Source organism: Exiguobacterium sp. (assembly GCF_020832205.1).
Taxonomy (GTDB): Bacteria; Bacillota; Bacilli; order Exiguobacteriales; family Exiguobacteriaceae; genus Exiguobacterium.
This window is the reverse complement of record NZ_JAFIFD010000057.1, coordinates 11,760-31,173: the sequence shown is the minus strand read 5'-3', so window position 1 is coordinate 31,173 and position 19,414 is coordinate 11,760. Positions and strand designations below refer to the sequence as shown.

At 50.2% G+C, this 19,414-nt stretch carries 16 protein-coding genes; 10 read left to right on the top strand and 6 right to left on the bottom strand.

Features of this window, described 5'->3' with window-relative positions:
* From JJU47_RS14575 to JJU47_RS14560, 4 genes are all read left to right on the top strand, one after another.
* Positions 1-1,412 (top strand): BglG family transcription antiterminator (locus tag JJU47_RS14575; RefSeq protein WP_228620794.1); only part of this gene is annotated, 1,412 nt, incomplete at its 5' end.
* A 163-nt stretch (positions 1,413-1,575) separates the two neighbouring features.
* Positions 1,576-2,997, top strand: a complete 1,422-nt coding sequence (locus JJU47_RS14570; protein ID WP_228620792.1) for a PTS mannitol transporter subunit IIBC — start codon at positions 1,576-1,578, stop codon at positions 2,995-2,997.
* Between the two features lie 44 nt (positions 2,998-3,041).
* The gene (locus JJU47_RS14565; RefSeq protein WP_228620790.1) at positions 3,042-3,476 is read left to right on the top strand and encodes a PTS mannitol transporter subunit IIA; all 435 of its coding nucleotides are present in this window, start codon (positions 3,042-3,044) and stop codon (positions 3,474-3,476) included.
* The gene (locus tag JJU47_RS14560) at positions 3,473-4,618 is read left to right on the top strand and encodes a mannitol-1-phosphate 5-dehydrogenase (RefSeq protein WP_228620788.1); all 1,146 of its coding nucleotides are present in this window, start codon (positions 3,473-3,475) and stop codon (positions 4,616-4,618) included. Before JJU47_RS14565 ends, JJU47_RS14560 begins: the two co-directional genes overlap by 4 nt.
* A 74-nt stretch (positions 4,619-4,692) precedes the next feature.
* Here the strand turns inward: JJU47_RS14560 and JJU47_RS14555 are convergent, their stop codons facing one another.
* Positions 4,693-7,047, bottom strand: a complete 2,355-nt coding sequence (locus tag JJU47_RS14555; protein WP_228620786.1) for a bifunctional diguanylate cyclase/phosphodiesterase — start codon at positions 7,045-7,047, stop codon at positions 4,693-4,695.
* Between the two features lie 202 nt (positions 7,048-7,249).
* Between JJU47_RS14555 and JJU47_RS14550 the strand changes: the two genes are divergently transcribed.
* The gene (locus JJU47_RS14550) at positions 7,250-7,768 is read left to right on the top strand and encodes a GNAT family N-acetyltransferase (RefSeq protein WP_228620784.1); all 519 of its coding nucleotides are present in this window, start codon (positions 7,250-7,252) and stop codon (positions 7,766-7,768) included.
* Between the two features lie 24 nt (positions 7,769-7,792).
* Here the strand turns inward: JJU47_RS14550 and JJU47_RS14545 are convergent, their stop codons facing one another.
* The 3 genes from JJU47_RS14545 to JJU47_RS14535 form a co-directional block, all read right to left on the bottom strand.
* Positions 7,793-9,109 carry an N-acetylmuramoyl-L-alanine amidase family protein gene (locus JJU47_RS14545; RefSeq protein ID WP_228620782.1) on the bottom strand — a complete coding sequence of 439 codons (1,317 nt, stop codon included), beginning with the start codon at positions 9,107-9,109 and terminating at the stop codon, positions 7,793-7,795.
* A 190-nt stretch (positions 9,110-9,299) separates the two neighbouring features.
* Entirely contained in the window at positions 9,300-9,551 is a 252-nt protein-coding gene (locus JJU47_RS14540) for a hypothetical protein (RefSeq protein WP_228620780.1), read from the bottom strand.
* 62 nt (positions 9,552-9,613) lie between these two features.
* The gene (locus tag JJU47_RS14535) at positions 9,614-10,291 is read right to left on the bottom strand and encodes a hypothetical protein (RefSeq protein WP_228620777.1); all 678 of its coding nucleotides are present in this window, start codon (positions 10,289-10,291) and stop codon (positions 9,614-9,616) included.
* A gap of 268 nt (positions 10,292-10,559) precedes the next feature.
* Here JJU47_RS14535 and JJU47_RS14530 point away from each other — a divergent pair, with 268 nt between their 5' ends.
* Positions 10,560-11,822, top strand: coding sequence for a helix-turn-helix domain-containing protein (locus tag JJU47_RS14530; RefSeq protein WP_228620775.1), 1,263 nt, complete (start codon positions 10,560-10,562; stop codon positions 11,820-11,822).
* 57 nt (positions 11,823-11,879) lie between these two features.
* On the opposite strand, the gene JJU47_RS14525 is transcribed toward JJU47_RS14530, so the two are convergent.
* Together JJU47_RS14525 and JJU47_RS14520 are read right to left on the bottom strand one after the other, a co-directional pair.
* Entirely contained in the window at positions 11,880-12,200 is a 321-nt protein-coding gene (locus JJU47_RS14525) for a hypothetical protein (RefSeq protein ID WP_228620773.1), read from the bottom strand.
* A gap of 200 nt (positions 12,201-12,400) precedes the next feature.
* Positions 12,401-14,239 carry an ATP-binding protein gene (locus JJU47_RS14520; RefSeq protein WP_228620771.1) on the bottom strand — a complete coding sequence of 613 codons (1,839 nt, stop codon included), beginning with the start codon at positions 14,237-14,239 and terminating at the stop codon, positions 12,401-12,403.
* 260 nt (positions 14,240-14,499) lie between these two features.
* Here JJU47_RS14520 and JJU47_RS14515 point away from each other — a divergent pair, with 260 nt between their 5' ends.
* The 4 genes from JJU47_RS14515 to JJU47_RS14500 all read left to right on the top strand — a co-directional run bounded on the left by JJU47_RS14515 (position 14,500) and on the right by JJU47_RS14500 (position 19,386).
* The gene (locus JJU47_RS14515; protein ID WP_228620769.1) at positions 14,500-15,105 is read left to right on the top strand and encodes a flavin reductase family protein; all 606 of its coding nucleotides are present in this window, start codon (positions 14,500-14,502) and stop codon (positions 15,103-15,105) included.
* A 173-nt stretch (positions 15,106-15,278) separates the two neighbouring features.
* Positions 15,279-16,232 carry an AAA family ATPase gene (locus tag JJU47_RS14510; RefSeq protein WP_228620767.1) on the top strand — a complete coding sequence of 318 codons (954 nt, stop codon included), beginning with the start codon at positions 15,279-15,281 and terminating at the stop codon, positions 16,230-16,232.
* Positions 16,229-17,296, top strand: a complete 1,068-nt coding sequence (locus tag JJU47_RS14505) for a DUF58 domain-containing protein (protein ID WP_228620765.1) — start codon at positions 16,229-16,231, stop codon at positions 17,294-17,296. The genes JJU47_RS14510 and JJU47_RS14505 overlap by 4 nt, the downstream gene beginning before the upstream one ends.
* A complete protein-coding gene (locus JJU47_RS14500; protein ID WP_228620763.1) occupies positions 17,293-19,386 on the top strand; it encodes a transglutaminase domain-containing protein in 2,094 nt (697 codons plus the stop codon). The genes JJU47_RS14505 and JJU47_RS14500 overlap by 4 nt, the downstream gene beginning before the upstream one ends.
* Positions 19,387-19,414 lie beyond the last annotated feature (28 nt).

Below are 19,414 nucleotides of genomic sequence, written 5' to 3'. Positions count from 1 at the left end.
GTTACGACTATTTAAAGAACCATTCGTTCGAACGGATGGATGACCGGACGATTATGCGCGTGACGTTCGCGTACGGTGTGCAACAAGCACGACTCGACGCCGGTTTCTTCTTAGAGATGTACACGAAAGGGCGCTCGGACGATTATTTGAAAGTCGCGAAAGAAATGGAAACGGCACTCGGGATCCCGTTTTCGATGGCTGAACGCGTCTGGTTTGCTGAAGAAGCGAACCGGCTCCGATCCTTAAAAGAACAGATGCAAGAAGACGAAGAAGAACGTTGGGTCATGCAGATTCGCGTGCATAAACTGATTCATCACGTCTCGCTCATCCACGGGTTCGCCTTCACGGATGATGCTGCTCTAGAGAAAGGGTTGCTCGCTCACATCTTGTCGAGTTTGAACACGCAAGCACTTCCGGATACCGAGACGGTCCGGCCGCACATCGACCGAGACTATCCGAACTTGCGGGCGGCCATTCAGCAAGCGGCTGATATCGTCTTCGGGACGAACACGTTCACGGAAGGTGAGACGGTATTTTGGGCGATGCATTTTGCGGCCGCGCTCGTCAAACCGGTCCGCCGCCGAGAATACCGGGCGCTCGTCGTCTGTTCGGCCGGACTCGGGTCATCGAAGATGCTCGTCAACCGATTGAAGCAAGAGTTTCCAGAGATGCAAGACGTCGTCAACTCGTCATTGTTCGGTCTCGAACAGCACCGGCTCGATGACTACGACGTCATCTTGTCGACCGTGCCGCTTCCACCGCTCTCGGTGCCGACGCTCATGGTCAATCCGTTGTTGACGACTGAGGAAGTGCAACGCGTCCGTCACTTGCTGCTGTCTCTGCCGCAATCGTTCCAAACAAAAGATGTGAAACCACATTCGACGACGCTCGACTTCCGTGAGCTCGGTGAACTCGTCGAGACGTTTGAACGGATGGACCGTCAGTTCGACCTCGTCACGCTCGACAACAGCGACCGGCTCGAAGACATCTTGTTCGACATCGGCACGCATCTGGAAGAACGAGGTCTCGTCGAAAGCGGGATTCAGTTATCGGCGCAACTGCTAAGACGACATGAAGTGGCCGGTCTCGGCATCCCTGGCACGAAGCTCGCCCTGTTCCATGGACGCCACGCGTCGATCGAGCGGGCAAGCGTGTTCGCCTTCGATTTGACGACGTCAATCCCGCTCCTCATGATGGACCAGTCGACGGAGCCTGTGTCGCGTCTGCTCGTCTTGCTGGCATCAGAAGACGCACGTGATATCGAACTTCAATTTTTGAGCGCGGTCAGCGGTTCTCTCATCGAAAGCGAAGACCATATGACCTTATACAGTACCGGATCAAAGAAAGAACTGCGCCTCTTGCTTCATGACTGCATGAAAAACATGATTCAAGACGCGTTGCACGAGAAATGACCCGCCGTGGTCATTTTTTTGTTTGGCACGAAATATTGCCAAAGTGTGAACTGGATTGAATTGAGTAAGCGCTTACTCCGGGTCTACAATACAGGTGTAGAGCACAAACCGGTTAGCTACACTACACGCATCCTTTCACAATTTAAGACTGGAGGTTTTATAAATGGCGAATACGCAAGCTGGCTCGGGCGGTGTCCGAGTCAAAGTTCAACGGTTCGGGAGTTTCCTGAGTGGGATGGTCATGCCGAACATCGGCGCCTTCATCGCTTGGGGGATCATCACCGCATTGTTTATTCCGACAGGTTGGTGGCCGAATGAAAACTTGGCCGAACTCGTCGGTCCAACGATTACGTATCTCTTACCGCTCTTGATCGGATTCACGGGTGGTAAATTGCTTCATGACGTTCGAGGCGGTGTCGTCGGGGCGCTCGCCACGATGGGGGTCATCGTCGGGACGGACATCCCAATGTTCCTTGGAGCGATGATCATGGGTCCACTCGGCGGTTACATCATCCGTCAAGTCGACCGTGCCCTAGAAGGGAAAGTAAAAGCCGGCTTCGAGATGCTCGTCAACAACTTCTCGGTCGGGATCGTCGGTGGCCTTCTCATGCTCGGTGGATTCGAGATCTTCGGACCGATTATGAGCGGACTCGATAAAATCATGGCAGCAGGCGTCGACTGGATTGTCGGGGCGAAATTGCTTCCGATCGCAAGCTTGTTCATCGAACCGGCAAAAGTCCTTTTCTTGAACAACGCGATCAACCACGGGATTTTGAGCCCGCTCGGTGTCGATCAAGTCGCCGACGCCGGAAAATCGGTTCTCTTCTTACTTGAAGCGAACCCGGGACCAGGTCTTGGTTTACTTCTCGCTTACATGTTCTTCGCTAAAGGCGCAGCCAAACGGACAGCTCCTGGGGCAGCGATCATTCACTTCCTCGGTGGGATCCACGAGATTTACTTCCCGTACGTCTTGATGAAGCCGATTTTGATCTTGGCGATGATCGCCGGGGGCGCGACAGGTATCTTCACATTCGTCTTGTTCGATGTCGGTCTCGTCGCACCAGCGTCACCAGGTAGCATCTTCGCGATTCTTGCAATGGCGTCGCGCGGTTCACACGTCGGATTGATTGTCGGAATCCTCTTGTCAGCAGCCGTCACGTTTGCTGTGGCGAGCGTCATCTTGAAGTCGAGCGCGGCCGAAGAAGTGTCACTTGAAGAAGCGACACAAAACGTCAGCGCGATGAAAGGCAAACAATCTTATGCGTCAGCGCTCGTCCAAGACCGTCTCGACAAAGTCGATCACATCATCTTTGCTTGTGACGCCGGTATGGGCTCAAGCGCGATGGGGGCCTCGGTCCTGCGCAATAAAGTAAACAAAGCGAACTTGCCAATTAAAGTGACGAACACATCGATCAGCCAACTACCGAAAGACGCGCAATTCGTCATCACCCACGAAGATTTGACAGAACGTGCTGAAGCCCAAGTACCGAACGCGATTCATCGCTCGGTGACGAACTTCTTGAACGCGGACTACTACGACCAATTGATTGAAGAAATTAAAGCAGAACGCAGCAAAATCTCATAACAACGCAGACAGAGACAAGGTTTTAGGTAATAGGAGGAACTAAAATGCCATTCATTCAGACAGAGATGATTCGACTCAACCAAACGTTCAATACGAGTGCCGAAGCGATCCATGCAGCCGGAGAGGTGTTACACGCCGCCGGTTGCGTATCGCCGGCCTATATCGAGGCGATGCATGAGCGTCAAGCGCTCTCGAACGTGTATATCGGGAACCACGTGGCGATTCCGCACGGGACGGAAGAAGCAAAATCAGCCGTTCAAAAGACAGGCATCTCAATTATCCAAGTGCCTGAAGGGGTCGATTTTGGAGGACAGACGGCGAAACTTGTCATTGGCATCGCTGGGGTGAATGATGAGCATCTCGAACTCCTTTCCCAAATCGCCGTGATCTGTTCGGACGAAGACAACGTCGAGCGCCTCGTACAGGCGAAGACAGAAGCAGAGATGTTGTCGCTATTTATGGAAGAGGTGGCATCATGAAAGCTGTACATTTCGGGGCTGGAAACATCGGCCGCGGTTTTATCGGGCTCTTGCTCAATCAGAGCGGATATGAGGTGACGTTCGTTGATATTAACGATACGGTCATCGAGGCGCTAGAAAACAAGCGGTTTTATGAGGTCGGATTTGCCGAGGAAGGAATGGATAACGTCGTTGTCGACCGCGTGCGCGGCGTCAACAGTTTGAAAGAGCCGGACCGGGTCGCAGAACTGATTGCCGAGGCTGACCTCGTCACGACGGCGGTCGGGCCGACGTTGCTTCCGAAAGTCGCCCCGCTCATCAGCATGGGACTGCGCGACCGAGAATCAGACGCACCAGTGTACGTCATCGCTTGTGAGAACATGATTGGCGGCAGCGCCTCGCTCCAACGTGAAGTTGAGGCGGCAGGTGGTGTCGGCTCGGCAGGCGCCTTCTTCCCGAACGCGGCCGTCGACCGGATCGTACCGTTGCAACAACACGTCGACCCGCTCTACGTTGAAGTCGAGACGTTTTACGAATGGGTCATCGAGACGCAAGGATTGGACGTGCGGCCCCCGCTTCACGGTGTGACGTGGGTCGACGAGATTGGTCCATATATCGAGCGGAAGCTGTTCACGGTCAACACGGGTCATGCGATCGCGTCATATATCGGATCGTTGTTCGGGAAAGGGACGATCGACGAAGCGTTAAAAGATCGCCGTGTCCGTCAAGTCGTCCAAGGCGCTTTGTATGAGACGGGTTGGCTCTTGCTTGAGAAATACGGTTTCGAAGCGAAAGAGCATAGCCAGTACATTCAAAAGATCATTAAGCGCTTCGAAAACCCGAAGTTGAAGGATGAAGTCTCACGTGTAGCTCGTTCCCCGATTCGTAAACTCGGCCCGAGTGATCGGCTCGTCAAACCGGCCCGTGAACTGATCGATAACGGCATCGAACCGAACGAACTCGCCTACGGGATCGCCGCGGCCTTGACCTATTACAACCCTGAGGATTCAGAATCTTCTGAACTTAATCTGTCAATTGAAGAAGACGGCATCGTCTCGACGGTGGAAAAATATCTACAATTGCATGAGAACGACACGTTGACGAAGTTGATCCTCGAACAATACCACTTGATTCGCGAACAAGAAAAAGCGCGCGTCTCATAACACGGTCTCCTACGTCCCCCGGCGTAGGAGCTTTTTTGAAGGCAAAAAAAAGACTGCAGCGAACTGCAGTCTCGTTACGTTCGGGTTTTGCCGAACTCGATATAAGTCGTCACTGATTTGACGTGCTTGACGACGTCTTTCTCTCGGAGCGGACGACTGAAGTAATAGCCTTGAACATAGTCACATCGTTCGTTTAGCAACCATTCGAGTTGATCGGACGTCTCGACGCCTTCCATGAGCACTTTCATGCCGAGATTGTGGCCGAGCTGAATCATCGAGCGGACGATCGCTTCTTGGTTCCGGTCCGTGAACAAGTTAGTGATGAACGAGCGATCGATCTTCAGCACTTGAACAGGCAGTTCACGAAGCTGACGGAACGACGAGTAGCCGGTCCCGAAATCATCGAGTGAGATTAAAATGCCAAACTGGTGAAGCTGCGTGAGTTTCTCGCGCGTCGACGCTTCATACGACAGCATCGACGATTCGGTCACTTCGAGTTCAAGGAACATCGGGTCCATCCCGGTCGAGTCAAGCATGGCTTGGAGCGTCTCGACGAAATCCTCGCGAGCGAATTGGAGCGGAGAGACGTTGATTGACAACGTGAATGGCTTCACGCCTGCTTTGTGCCAACGCACCCACGCCCGACACGACTCACGCATGACCCACGCCCCGATTTGGTGAATCATCCCTGTGTTCTCAGCAATCGGAATGAACTCGTCCGGTCCGACTTGACCGAGCACCGGGTGATGCCAACGCAATAGCGCCTCGACGCCTTCGAGCCGATTATGAGTGAGCGAAATTTTCGGTTGATAGACGAGATCGAACTCTTCTCGGTCGAGAGCTTGCGCCAACGCCTTCTCAATCTCGACGGTGCGCAAGATCTGTTGTTTCGATTCATCTTCGAACTCTTTGATTTGGTTCTTGCCGGTCCGTTTTGATTCATGGACGGCGAGACGGGCGTATTGCACGAGTTCGTCGGCTGTCGTCGTGTCTTTCGGATAGTGGCTGATTCCGGCGCTCATCGTCAATTCGACGGTCGTGCCGTCGATATTAAACGGTTGTGAGATCGCTTTGATACACTTTTCCGCTTTTTGTTTGGCGAGCGTGCTCCGTTTATCGAACAGCAAGATGATGAACTCTGACGAACCGACGCGCGTCAAAATATCGTCCGGATGAATCGTGTGCTTGAGTCGATCCGCGATTTGAAGCGCCAAGTCGTCGGAGCCGTTATGCCCGAGCATGTCACTCAAGAAGCGCCACCGATCGATGTCGATGTAAAGACAGGCGACCGGATCTTCGATGCGGATATGGTCGGCCAGGATCCGTTCGAGTTTGTACCGGTTCGGCAAATCCGTGAGTGCATCGTGGAACGCCATATGTTCGACGAGCCGTTGGGAAGCGATCGTCTCGGAGACGTCACGCAAGAACCACAGTACTTGGTCCATCGTTTCCCCTTTGAGCGGGTAAGACGTCACTTCAATCGTCAACTCATCGACGTCGACGCGTCGTGCTTCATAAAACGGTTGCTGAATCGTGAGTGACGGATGGTAGTCTTGGAAGAACTGTTCATCGCTTTGGTCGAACAGACGATAGAACGCCGTGTTCGCATATTGGATGAGCCCATCTTTCGTCGTCGTCACGACGGCGTCCGTCGTCGAGTCTAGAATCGTCGCTTGAATCAATTCGCGCCGGCGTAAGTGCCGGTCGAGTGAGAGCGACAAGAAGAAAATAGCGAACAATAGGACGGTGATGGCCGTCACGAGCCAGGCGAGGAGCGACGGTTCGATTCCAGTCACGTTCGGGTCGTTCCCTTCTAAGAACGTGAATGAAGACGCCAGCATACCGACGTAGTGCATCCCGAAAATGGCGACACCCATGAGCAAAGAGAAGAACACTTTCAGCTCGAGGTCGATTTTCTGTTTCGCATACTTCGAAAAGAATCCGATCCATAAGGCGACGAGGGAAGCGGCGATAGCGATGGCGAGCGACAAGACGGCCAACCAGGAATTATATAAAATCGTGACACCTTGAATCGCGCCCATGCCAACGTAGTGCATGCTCGCAATACTGATTCCCATCAGTACGCCCGCCCCGGCCAGGGCAGGATGCGTCGTGTGGCGTGAGACGATTAAAAAGCCGAGAATACAGCCAGCCATGGCGATCACGACCGACAAGAAGACGAGCGGGATTGAATAGGTGACCGGTCGCAATGCCTCGTGGGCGAGCATGGCGATAAAGTGCATCGACCAAATCCCAAGCCCTAGCGTGGCGCCACCTGCCAAAATCCACATATGTTGCGCGGAACGGTTCGTCGAGTTGACCCGTCGTGCCAGTTCGATGGAGGCATAGGCGGAAACGGCGGCAATGATATAAGAGAGAATCACGAGAAAATAATTATGACTCATTGAGTGTTCGACTACTGGTTCCATGTTTACCTCGCTAAAATGTGATGTATTGTAGATTTAATTATACTCAGCAAGTAGGAGTCTACCTATCATTATGCTTCATTCCCCAAAACTATTTTTTCGTATGAAATAGTTAAAGGATTATGTGACGTTCGCGGTCGAGCGTTACCTCTCGTGAACAGGCGGGTAAAGACTAAAAAATGAGAGCCGGAAAGAAGGGGTGTCCGTGAACTTTCGCCCGATTGTACGGGAAGATGTGAAGTCGCTCCAACGTCTTTTCATGGAAAGTTTGAGCGACTTGATTCGCCGCGAACAGTTTGAAGATGCCGATCTGCTAGAAGAAGAAGTCGCACGTCTCAATACGACCATTCAAGACAGCTTTGACGACGAGTCCGTTCACGTGTATGTCGTCGAACGACAGGGTGTCATCGTCGGGACGGCCGCCACGTTGCCGCCAAACGAAATCATTACCGCTCACTTAGACGTCGAGCCGAACGCTGTTGAGGTCGGTTGTGTATACGTCGCCCCGAGCGCCCAGCGGCAAGGGGTCGGGACGTTCTTGCTCCACCACGTGATGGCGGAACTGGTGTCAACGGGCCAGACGACGTTTTATTTAGATGCAGGATTTCCGACGTCCCAAGCGTATTGGGAGCGACTGCTCGGCGCCCCGGCACTGACAATCGAACATTACTGGGGACCTGGGGCCCCGCACAAAATATGGCGGAAGACAACAAGACCTGGCTGAACGTTCAGCCAGGTCTTTAACAAATCAGTAATGAGAGCGCATGAATTGATGGATACCGGAAGCGGTTGCGTCTGCCATCCGTTGCCGGTACGTCGTGCTCGTCAAATGAGAGCGGTCGTTGGCGTTCGTGATGAAGCCGTACTCGACAATCGTCGCGGGTACACTATTTTTTCCGACGACGTATACGTTCTGATACTTCACGCCGCGATTTCGGATCGTCGGGATGCGGGCGCCGAGCTCACGGTTAATGGCCGTCCCTAGGCTGCGGCTCGCGGAAATGTACGGATTCGTCGTATAGCTTTCGGTCGTCGGCACGAGCACTTCATGCCCGTGGAACGACGTGTTCGTCGACGAGTTGCCATGAATGCTGATGAACGCACTCCCTTTATACGTTTTAGTAAGCGAGACACGGTTAGAAAGCGTCAAATAAGTATCGGTCGAGCGTGTCATTTTGACGTCATAGTTATACGTGCTTGAAAGTGATCCGGCAAGGCGCTTGGCAATATCGAGAGCGATCACTTTCTCTTGAACGGAGCCGAATACTGCACCTGGGTCGTTACCTCCATGTCCGGCGTCGATGACAATCGTTCGTCCTGTACCCGTTGACGTGTTCGTTGTTGTCGTCGTCGCTTTCAAATATTGAGACGAGACGTAGCCGGTCTGTCCGCCGTAGGACACTTTATACCAAGAGCCGTACGTACCGAGATACGTTACCGTACGTCCGGACGGGATTGTCAAAAGGATTGTGCCTGTTGCAGAAGCGCTTTTCCGTAAGTTCAAATTGACGGTCGTCGAATACGTTTTCGCAGCGGTTGTCGTCGACGTCGTTGTTGCTTTCAAATATTGAGACGAGACGTAACCGGTCTGTCCGCCGTAAGACACTTTGTACCAAGAGCCATATGTGCCAAGGTACGTGACATTGCGACCTGAGGGAATCGTCATAAGAATCGTACCGGTCGGGGAGGCGCTCTTACGCAAGTTCAAGTTGACTGTCGTCGTATATGTTTTCGTGGAATTTGTCGTCATTGTCGAAGACACTTTCACATATTGAGACGAAACGTATCCGGTCTGTCCACCGTAAGACACTTTATACCACGAGCCGTACGTGCCAAGATATGTGACGGCTTTGCCGGACGGGATCGTCAATAGAATCGTCCCGGACGTGGAAGCACTTTTTCGTAAATTTAAATTCACTGTTGTTGTGTATGTAGAAGCTGCCTCGACTCGGTTCGTGTCGATACCGGTCGAAGAAAGTGTGAACGGAACGACTGCCGTCCCGGTTAGGACGAGGGATGAGCTGATCATGAGTTTAATAGGCCAAGATGATTTCTGTGTATTCAATCGGGGTCCGCTCCTTTGTTCTGCATCGTTCATGAAATAACGAAGAAATGTAATCGTCATCATGTCTTCGTTATTATATAAGGAAAAAAGAAATAAATGGAGGTTAATATGTAATTTATTTATCTTTTTTTCGAAAATAGGGAGGGGGCGGACGCAAAAAAGAGACGCTTGAAAGGCGTCTCTTGAAATATTAAATAAGGCGTGGGAGTTCTTCTGAAAATGGCTTAGGAGTATCTACAGCTTGCGTGATGCGTGGTGCTTCTTCAGCAAATTTTGTGATTGGAGCCTCAAGTTTAGTGATGCGCGGAGCTTCTTCAGCAAATTTTATAATTGGAGCTTCAAATTTAGTGATACGTGGCGCTTCCTCAGCAAAGGGCTTAAATGAACTACCTAACAAGAAAAGTGCTGTTGCAATGAAGAATAAGCCAGTTACCTTTTTCATAATTAATTCCTCCAGTAGTATTAGTTTATGTGGATAAGCTGTAATCCCTAGTGTGAGAATACTCAGAAGTCAGAGAGTGGGGAGTCTAATAAGGCATAAATCGATTCGGACTGTTGTTCAATCCGTGATTCTAAATCGCCCACATACTGTTGAGGCATGTTCGGTGCAAACAACGTCACTTTGTTTGAACCTTCTGTCGTCGCAGAAGATAGAATCGGAACATGGGCCTCTTGACTGAGTAACGTGCTGCAAAGTGGAGTGAATTTATTTTCGAACTGTTGTAATGGTTCCGGACGCCAACAAACAGACGCTTCAGGTAAAATATACAAGATATGCCCTTCTTTTAAAAGTTTTAAGCACTGATCAATGACATATTTTTGCTCCTGATCAATATTGATGTATCCAAACTCTTGAAAATGTTTCTCGTAGACGGTTTTCGAACTGCGCTTTAGAATAGAAAGAGACAGCTCAGGACCAAGAATGTATATTTTTTTGTAAGAACGATTATCCTTTAACGATCTTGCTATCAATCGCGGTAATAGTTGATAGTAGTCAATTTGAAATGCATTCAATATGAATCCTTTGGGAGAATTCAACAATTGGGTCAAATTGTCTAACCCATTGAACTGCCTTTGCTCATCCGAAGAGTAAACAGTTTTAAATATTGGAGTCTGCTTAGATTGAAAGTAAATCTTTGGTTTAATGTAATCCTCTGCAAGTAAAAAGTTTAATTTGCCCATATGCTTTATTCACCTCCAGTGGTTTTCATCCCTATCGAATTTTAATGTATTGAATCTTTTTTCCTACTGAATTGGTTAATCGATAACTTTTATTAGTTAAATATTATCATGAATTCCATGTGTGATGAGTCTTTATAAGTTGGGAAACTTTTAGTTAAAAAGCTTCTTTATTTTTGATTTTCATATTTTTTTTCCTGATTCATATAGCTGTTATAAAATACTTTATTAAAAACTACCCAAAATTAGGGCGAAGGGGCTACTACTTAAAATGGAAAATAATTATGGAAACCTAATAAAAGTAGAGCGTATGCGGAAAAATATGAAGCAAACCGTCCTTGCTCGAGGGATATGTTCGGTCTCTTATTTAAGTAAGATTGAAAACAATCAAACTTCACCTAGTGAAGAAGTACTAGAGCTTATTTTCGAAAGGTTGGAATTAGACGTACCACTATATTTTGATTTTAGCTATCAAGTAGAAAAAGTTAAGGAAGAAATTCGTGGTATTTTAAAAGAAGCCATTTTAAACAGAAACGATCATGAAAAACGAAAAGATATAGTGAAGTATGTTAATCATCCGGCTGTGAAACAGTCTAAAACTCTATATATCACTTTAATGGTGACATTAGCACGTTTCGGAATGATGCCGGGTGGAGAAACAAGGTACGTCACTGAAGTTGGTTGGCTAGTGGATCAACTTGATAAAGATGATGAGTTACGATACGCGTTAATTAAAGCTCTCCAAACATTTCAACAAAATGAGAAACAAACAGCTTTTGATTTAGTGGAAAAATTAAATGAACAATTGCCTAGTTCAGGTATTCCTGATTGGGAAGTTGCGGACATACGTTATATCATGGGAGGCTTATATTACAAATTTACAGACAACATTCAAGCTATTGAAAACGTGAAATTTGCACTGAATTACTTTCAAGAAAATTTTTGTTTGGAGAGAATTGTTGAATGTCACTTAATTATTGGATTGTCGTATAAACGTCGAAAAAGATATTCTGAGTCTTTGTCCCATTATCAAAAAGCTATTAAAGTAATTAGTGCTACTAATTTGAAAAATTACTATGGTATGCTTTACAACAATATGGGTGAGATCTATTCGTTATTGGGGGACCAAGATAAGGCGTTACAATATTTTATAGAAAGTTTCGAGTATAAGATTGATGTTAGAAGCAAATTGTACAGTGTATTGTCGTTAATAGAAGTTAACTCAACTCAAAAAAACACAGATGGTGTTTTAGAGTGGTTGGATGTGGGATACGACTTAATGGGAAAAGAAAGTTCCATCGAAGAATTCCAGCATCACTTTGATATATATTTAAATCATTTTAAAGAAAAAAACGTAAATAATTTGGTGATTAGTTTGAAAAAAGCTGTCGCATACTTTGAATCTCACGATGAGTATATGTATACAAAAAAATACGCACTATGGCTTGCGAAAGTCCTCCGCGAAAACGGCAAATACAAACTTTCCACCGAATATTATGAAAAAGTAATTGCGATTATGTCGCAATCCGAATAACGCCTCTTTTACGAGGCGTTTTTTTGCGCACAAAAAAAGAGACGCCCGAATCGTCTCTCATGGTGTGGTGAAGTAGTGGACAGTCCAATTTGGTTCGTTCTTTAGCGCTTCGATCTCGGTGTGCTCATTGTGCACTTGTTGTAGGAGGTGAATGATATGCTTCTGCAAGTTCGAGTCATGGGAGCCGCTATGAAGGATCCCGTCTTCGTTCGCGATGATATAGAAGCCGCCAAGACGAAGCGGGATGTGCTTGCGGACCGTCGTCACAGCTTTTTGGAGCTCGGTTGGTCCTCCTTGGAGCGGGACCGTCACGTCAAAACGTCCCCATTGTTTAAAATCACCTAGTTCTGAAAATGTCGGTGGGTCGCGATGATCCAACTTCATGACCTCCAATCGTGTCGATCTCTTCCTGTTTAGTATAGCTGTTTTTCTCATGTCGGCGTAGGACAATAATCGCATAGGTCACGCCGCATATACACTTTGTAGGCTAGTGCTTGTCTTTTTCTAGATTATGCCAAAACAATCCTTCTAAAAAACGAAATCGGTGGAAAAAACACGACCGGGATTCCCGGCCGTGCTCATTGATGAACGACTTCTTTTGAGGTCGGCAATTCGCAGATGAACGTGCTGCCTTCACCATATACGGATTCCACATGCAAATGCCCGTCGTGAGCTTTCGCGATTTCTTTACAAATCGCGAGCCCGAGTCCGGTCCCGCCGATTTTTCGTCTGTCCGAATTGTCGACGCGATAAAACTTCCCGAACAAGTTCGGCAAGGCAGATGATGGGATCCCGATTCCGTTATCCCGGACTTTCATGACGACTTGGTCTTCTAGGCGCTCAAGCGAGACGAGCACGTTGCCACCGTCTGGTGAGTATTTGACCGCGTTACTGAGCAAGTTGCTGAGCAATTGTCGCATCCCTTCCAGATCCGCTTCGATGGTGAAGTCTTGCGACGAATCGGCATCGAGGTGGATGTGATGGAGGTCAGTCGTTTCCTGATAGAACGTGACACTGTCGCGGGCGAGCTCATATAAATCGACTCGTTCCCACTCGAACGTCTGCTTTCCGGCCTCCATCTTCTGCAAGTCGAGAAAATCGCTGACGAGGAACGATAAGCGTTTCGCCTCATCGTGAATCGTTTTTAAATACAACTCGCGGCGGCTGTCTTTCAAATCGCGCTCGAGCATCAGTTCTGTGAACCCATAGATTGATGAGAGTGGTGTCCGCAACTCGTGCGACACAGTCGAGACAAGTTCTGACTTCATCCGATCGATTTCGGTTTCGGCCGTCACGTCCCGCAAGACGAGCATCGTCCCATGCAATTTATCGTCGCGGTAAATGCTTTCGGCATACACTTGGAGGAAGCAGTCACCTTGGTCAAGCGAGATGGAGAGCCCATCTTCAGGCGGATTGCGGTCGAAGACATGTTCGACGTAACTGATGAATTGTTCGCGTTGGTCGACCCGTTCGGCGAGCTGATCGATATCGATCTCGACGTCGGCGAGTTCTTCGTAGCCGTGGTAATCAAATTGTAAGTCGTCGAACATACGGATAAAGGCGCGGTTTCCGACGATCGATTCTTCTTCATAGTTGAGGTAGAGGATCGCTTCGCGCACCGAGTTGATCAGTTGCGCCGTCTCTTTTCGATCTTGTTGCATTTGGCGATAAAGCCGCATCCGCAACAACGAAATGGCGAGCTGGTTCGCGAATGCGTTCAACTCTGACTTCTCACTCGCGTCGAATTGTTCATCGTAACGGGCGAGATACAAGCAACCGATCATCTTGTCATCGGACGGGTCCATGACGGGGATGACCGTTTCGTATATATAGTACGGATACTCATGCAAATCGTCGGCTACTTTTTTAGAAGTGGCGGCCGGCAATTTTGAAATCATGGCGCGCTTCAACAGAAGGGACTTCGTCTTCAAGCTCTCTTGTTGTTCTTCAGTCATCTCTTTCGGGACGACCGAACTGATCTCTCCATCTTTAACGAGGAGGAGGGCACCGAATTCAGCTTCCGTTAACAACACAATCTTTTCAATGACCGACGAGTAATCGAACAGCGACTCTTTCGAAGCCAACACTTCGATCAACTCGTTTCGATATTGGAGCTTCGTCTCGTTCTGTTTCGATGCTTCGAGCACGTGCTCTAGCTCTTCATGTTTCATCCGCATCGTCTCGTTTTGGGTCGCCATCCGCTTGATGAGGGGGCGGCCGATTAACAAAATGGCACTAATAAACATGACCAACCCAATCATCCAAATCCAACGGAGAGTCAACAACTCGCTTGATGAGACTCCCCCGTCTCGGATGAACCAGGCGGCAATCCCCGTCAAGACGAGGCTCGTGATGCAAACGCCATACAAGATGCTGAGGATTTGACGACTGTTCAATTGTTCAATCCACTTGCCCATAATACGCTCTACTTCCTTCCTTAGCCAAAAACCATCTCCATTATCTTCATTTGATACTCGCAATATACAAAACGTTTCTTCTTATGAAAACCGAACTGCTCACTCGATGTGCAACTGTAAATGTCTCTATTCTAAATCGGCGTATCTAGAGCGATATACCCCGAATTATCAAATGCTACACATCTCGATGCGCTTTCGTTTGACAGAACCGATTCGGAGCGACTAGCGTAAAGGTGAGAAAACTAGAAATGAGGTGCCTTATGCTTTCCATCGACCCGCTCGCTTTGACAGAGCGAGACACGTACAAATTTTTGATTGGAAGTGTCGTCCCCCGTCCGATCGCTTTCGTCACGACACGAAACGGAAGCGTCGTGAATGCGGCTCCGTTCAGCTACTTCAATATCGTCGCCGCGCATCCGGCTCTCGTCTCGGTCTCGGTTCAACGAAAGAATGGCGTGATGAAAGATACGGCGCGAAATGCCGTCGCCACCGAGGAACTCGTCATCCATATTGTCGATGAATCGAACGTCACGCTTGTGAACGAGACGGCAGCGACGCTCGGCCCGGAAGAAAGTGAGCTGGATCGTACGACGTTCACGACCGTCCCGAGTGAAGCCATCCAAACTCCAGGTGTGAAAGAAGCGAAGATTCGAATGGAATGCGTGTTGCATCATCACGTCCCGATCGAGCACGAAGGGATCGTCACGGCCGATCTGTTGATTGCCCGTGTTGTCCGTTTCCATATCGAGCCGGACCTCTATCATGCCGGTCGGATCGACGCGGAACAGCTGGCACCTGTGAGCCGGCTCGCGGGGAATTTCTATGCCAAACTTGGCGAGTCGTTTGAAATCGAGCGACCGAAGTAAAAATATTTATGCGCCCACCTTATCACGAGGCAGGGCGCCTTTTTTCGGGTAAAGAAGGAATAGCCCATTCATGCGTTGTATTTCTTTCAATCGGTCATATGAATGTGTCACAATAAAATCAGAACATTCAATTATATTACTGTAGCGAACAAGAGAAAAAAGGGGAGTCGGCCATGTCCTATCGTCCAGCTGTTCAATCCATTATCAATGCCATCGAGACGGTGATCGTCGGGAAAGAGGATGTCATCGCCAAAAGTTTGACCGCATTGCTTGCCGGCGGTCACGTATTGCTAGAAGACGTCCCGGGTGTCGGGAAAACGATGCTCGTCCGTACGTTCAGCCGAGCCATCGACCTTGACTTTAAACGCGTCCAGTTCACCCCGGACATGTTGCCTTCCGATTTGACAGGGATCTCGATGTACAACCAGAAGACGAAAGAGTTTGAATACCGTCCAGGTCCGCTCATGGGAAATATCGTGTTAGCGGATGAAATCAACCGGACGTCCCCGAAGACCCAGTCGGCCCTTCTCGAAGCAATGGCGGAACGGAGCGTCACCGTCGATGGTGAAGTGAAAATATTACCTTCCCCGTTCTTTGTCATGGCGACCCAAAATCCGATCGAGCACGAAGGGACGTATCCGCTCCCTGAAGCCCAATTGGATCGTTTTTTGCTGAAGATCGAGATGGGGTACCCATCATTCAATGAAGAAGTGGCGCTGTTGACACGCTTTGAGAAGGCAGAACCTCTTGAGGCGCTTCAAAGCGTCGTGACGAAGCATGAAGTCGAACAAATGCAACGCGAGGTGAAACAAGTTCACGTCTCGAGCGCGGTTAAACAGTACATCGTCCGCTTGATCCATGAGACGAGAAAAGACGCGAACACGTACCTCGGTGGTAGCCCGCGGGCCACTCTCGCCCTCATGAAAGCATCCCAGGCGTGGGCGTACATTCACGGCCGCGATTTTGTTTTGCCGGACGACGTCAAGGCGCTTGCGACGAGCGTGCTCGGTCATCGGATTTTACTGACGGCAGAAGCGCGTTATAAAGGCCGGACGGCAGACCAACTCGTCAAAGGATGGCTCGACGAACTCCCGGTTCCGATGGATCGTGAGGTTAAAGAAGTATGAAAAACTGGATGAAGCTGTTCGTTGTCTGGGCGGCGGCATTCGGGCTTTACTCGTTCGCGCGGATCGAAGGAAGTATCGTCGCGTCGACGCTTTGGTGGTCGTTCCTTGTCTTGGCTGTGTATTGGACGCTCTTCATGGTCTATCCGGTCACGGCGGCGAACGTGTCACGCCGTGTCACGACGAAGCGTCTCGTCTCCGGACAGACGATGGACGTCGAGCTTCAAATCGAGCGGAAGTATCCGTTTCTCGTCGGGGTCGTAACGCTTGAAGAGACACCGCCGGAACGTCTCGCTGACATGAGCGACCCGGTCGTCACACCGGTTGACCGTTTTTTTCGCCGAAAAGAGACGGTCCACTATGAAATCGAACAAATCAAACGCGGCATTCACGTTTTCGACCGAACGCGGCTGCATGTCCGTGATGTGTTCGGGCTGTTTGACCGGATGCGTACGCTTCGGCTTGAGACGGTCGTCGAAGTCTCACCGGCCGAACTTCCTTTCGACTTGCCCCGAGATGAGCAGGTCGGCGGGCGGGGCGAACAGTATCGCCGGACACGGACATACACAGAAGTCGCAAACACGACGAGCGGGGTGCGCGAGTATGCAGCCGGCGACCGCATCGGCCGTATCGATTGGAAAGCATCGGCCCGTCGAGACAACTTGATGACGAAGACGTTCGACCAAGAACAAGAGAAAAAGTTATCGCTCGTTTTCGTCCCATCGGCGACAGACGGGCACGAAGAAGCGTTCGAACGCTCCTTGTCCCTCCTCGTCGGGGCGATTCGCCAGCTCGAACGGAAAAACTTGCCGTTTGAACTGTATGTCATCGAAGAACAGGTTCGGCTCTTCCATCTGCCGGACCAAAGCGCTGAAGTCGGTCATTACTTGTTGACGGCGACGCCGGAAGCAGAAGGGCGTCTCGTGGAACGAGTAAAACGCAACTTGCCACAACAGGCGGGAAACCTCATCTTGATCAGCCCGTTCGAGACGAAGTGGGTTCGAGAGCTCATGCATGAGACGCAAGGCAGCTATCATCTTTACACGGCGAGCGAGGTGACGACATGATCGAGTGGGTGAAACGAATCGCGTATACGGCGCTAGCCGCATACTTGTTGTCGTTTTGGGTCGAGCCGATCGTCGGCAGTACGACGTTCGACGTAATGTGGCCGTTTTATTTCCTGTTGCTCGTGCCGATGTTCGCAAGTCTCCTCCCGTGGTATGGGTTGATTGGTGTCGTCTTCTTTAACTTCATCGCTGTGTTATACGTCTATCATGGGAGCTTGCTCGATTGGTTCGGAATCTGGCTTGAAGATTTGAGCGGTGTGTTGAGCGGGGAATTACCGGAAGAAGCCATTTTCTTCTCGGCAATGGCGCTCATCGGTGTCTTGTTTGCCATCCTCGTCGGCCGGACGTACCCGAGCTACGGTTTTGTGCTAGGGATGATCGTCTCGACGCTCGGATTGATGGCGTACTTTGATACGTGGACGCTTTATGACGGGGAAAATCAAATCGTACTCGCGATCCTCGCATCGCTCTTCTTGTTATTCGTCACGGATTTGGCGAAACGACCGAGCAAATCGCTCGTCCGTTACGTCAGCATCGCATTACTCGCGGCAGTCATTCTTGTGCTTACGAGCGTCTCCCCGACGCTCGACGGCGATTGGTCGGACCGAATCACGACGAGTTTTCAAAATGCCGTGAATGAAGGGCAGTCGAGTACCGGTCGTGTCGGGTACGGTGTGAACGATGAACAGCTTGGCGGTCCGTTTGAACAAGATGACGGGATTGTCTTCATCGCGCGCGGCGTGCCGGCCCGGTATTGGCGCATCGAAGCAAAAGAAATTTACACCGGAAAAGGCTGGGTCGAGTCACCAGTGCTTGATTCGGAATATAACCGCGGGCAGCTTGTCGATTCAGACGTCGACACGACGCCCGAGCAAGCGCTTCTCCGATTTGACCGCCGCCAGACGTTCGTGCCGTACGGCGGCGAATATCCGCAAGCAACCGAGACGGAGAATGGGACTGAGTTCCGAGTCGGGAATATTGAAGAAACATTCCCGAACGAGACGATTCACATTCGGCCGTCAGGGAAAATCGTGTTCGACAACGAGAATCAGGCGACCCCACGGACGATTCAGTTACGCTACAGCGTCCCGGCATTCACGGAAGCCCAGCTGAACTTGAATGAACCGGTGACGACGTTGACGGACGAAGAGCAACAGGCGTATTTGCAACTGCCGGACACACTTCCGGAGCGGGTCCGAGACTTAGCTGCCGACATTACGGCTGACAGCGAGACGCCGTATGAGCAGGCGCAAGCCGTCCAGGCGTATTTCCGTTCAGGAGATTTTGAGTACAATACGGAAGACGTTGCGACCCCGGAAGGTGACACGGATTACGTCGATCAATTCTTGTTCGACACCCAGCTCGGCTATTGTGATAACTTCTCTACGTCGGCGGCTGTCTTGCTTCGCGCAAACGGCGTCCCGACGCGTTGGGTCAAAGGGTTCACGATGGGCGATGCCCGAGGTGTGATTCAAGGGCAAACCGAGCATACCGTCCGTAATCGTCACGCCCACTCCTGGATCGAGTATTTCGTGGAAGGGGCAGGCTGGGTTCCGCTCGAAGCGACGATCAGCTTCTCTGAGGCGAACTTACTTCAAATCGAGACGGAGTCGGATGCTGGTTCTGACCCGGTTTCAAATGATCCGCAATCTTCAACTGATAACGAGCCGACGAACCGCCCGCAAGATGACATTGCCATCGACGATGTGGCTCCAGGAGAGTTGCCGGAACAGTCTCGCAATATACCGGTCTGGGGCTGGGTACTGATCGTGTTCGGTGTCGCTTTCCTCGTTTGGAACCGGAAGGCGATCGAGCGGGCGTTCATGTTGCAATGGTGGATGCGTCGTCCGCTCAGCGAGTCGAGCCTCGTCGGGATGCATCGTTATCTCGTGAAGCGATTGCGTACGGCCGGATTCAAAGTCGACGGTCGGACCCCGTCCGAACTGGCGAAAGAAGTCGATGCGTACTATGAAACCGAAGATATGACGCGTTTGACCCGGCTGTTTGAGCAGACGATTTACGCGGATCAGCCTCCAAATTCGAAATATAAAGAATATTGGAAAATCATGATTCGCCGAATTATGAGTTGAAGTGACAAGGCGCATACAGTAAGATAGA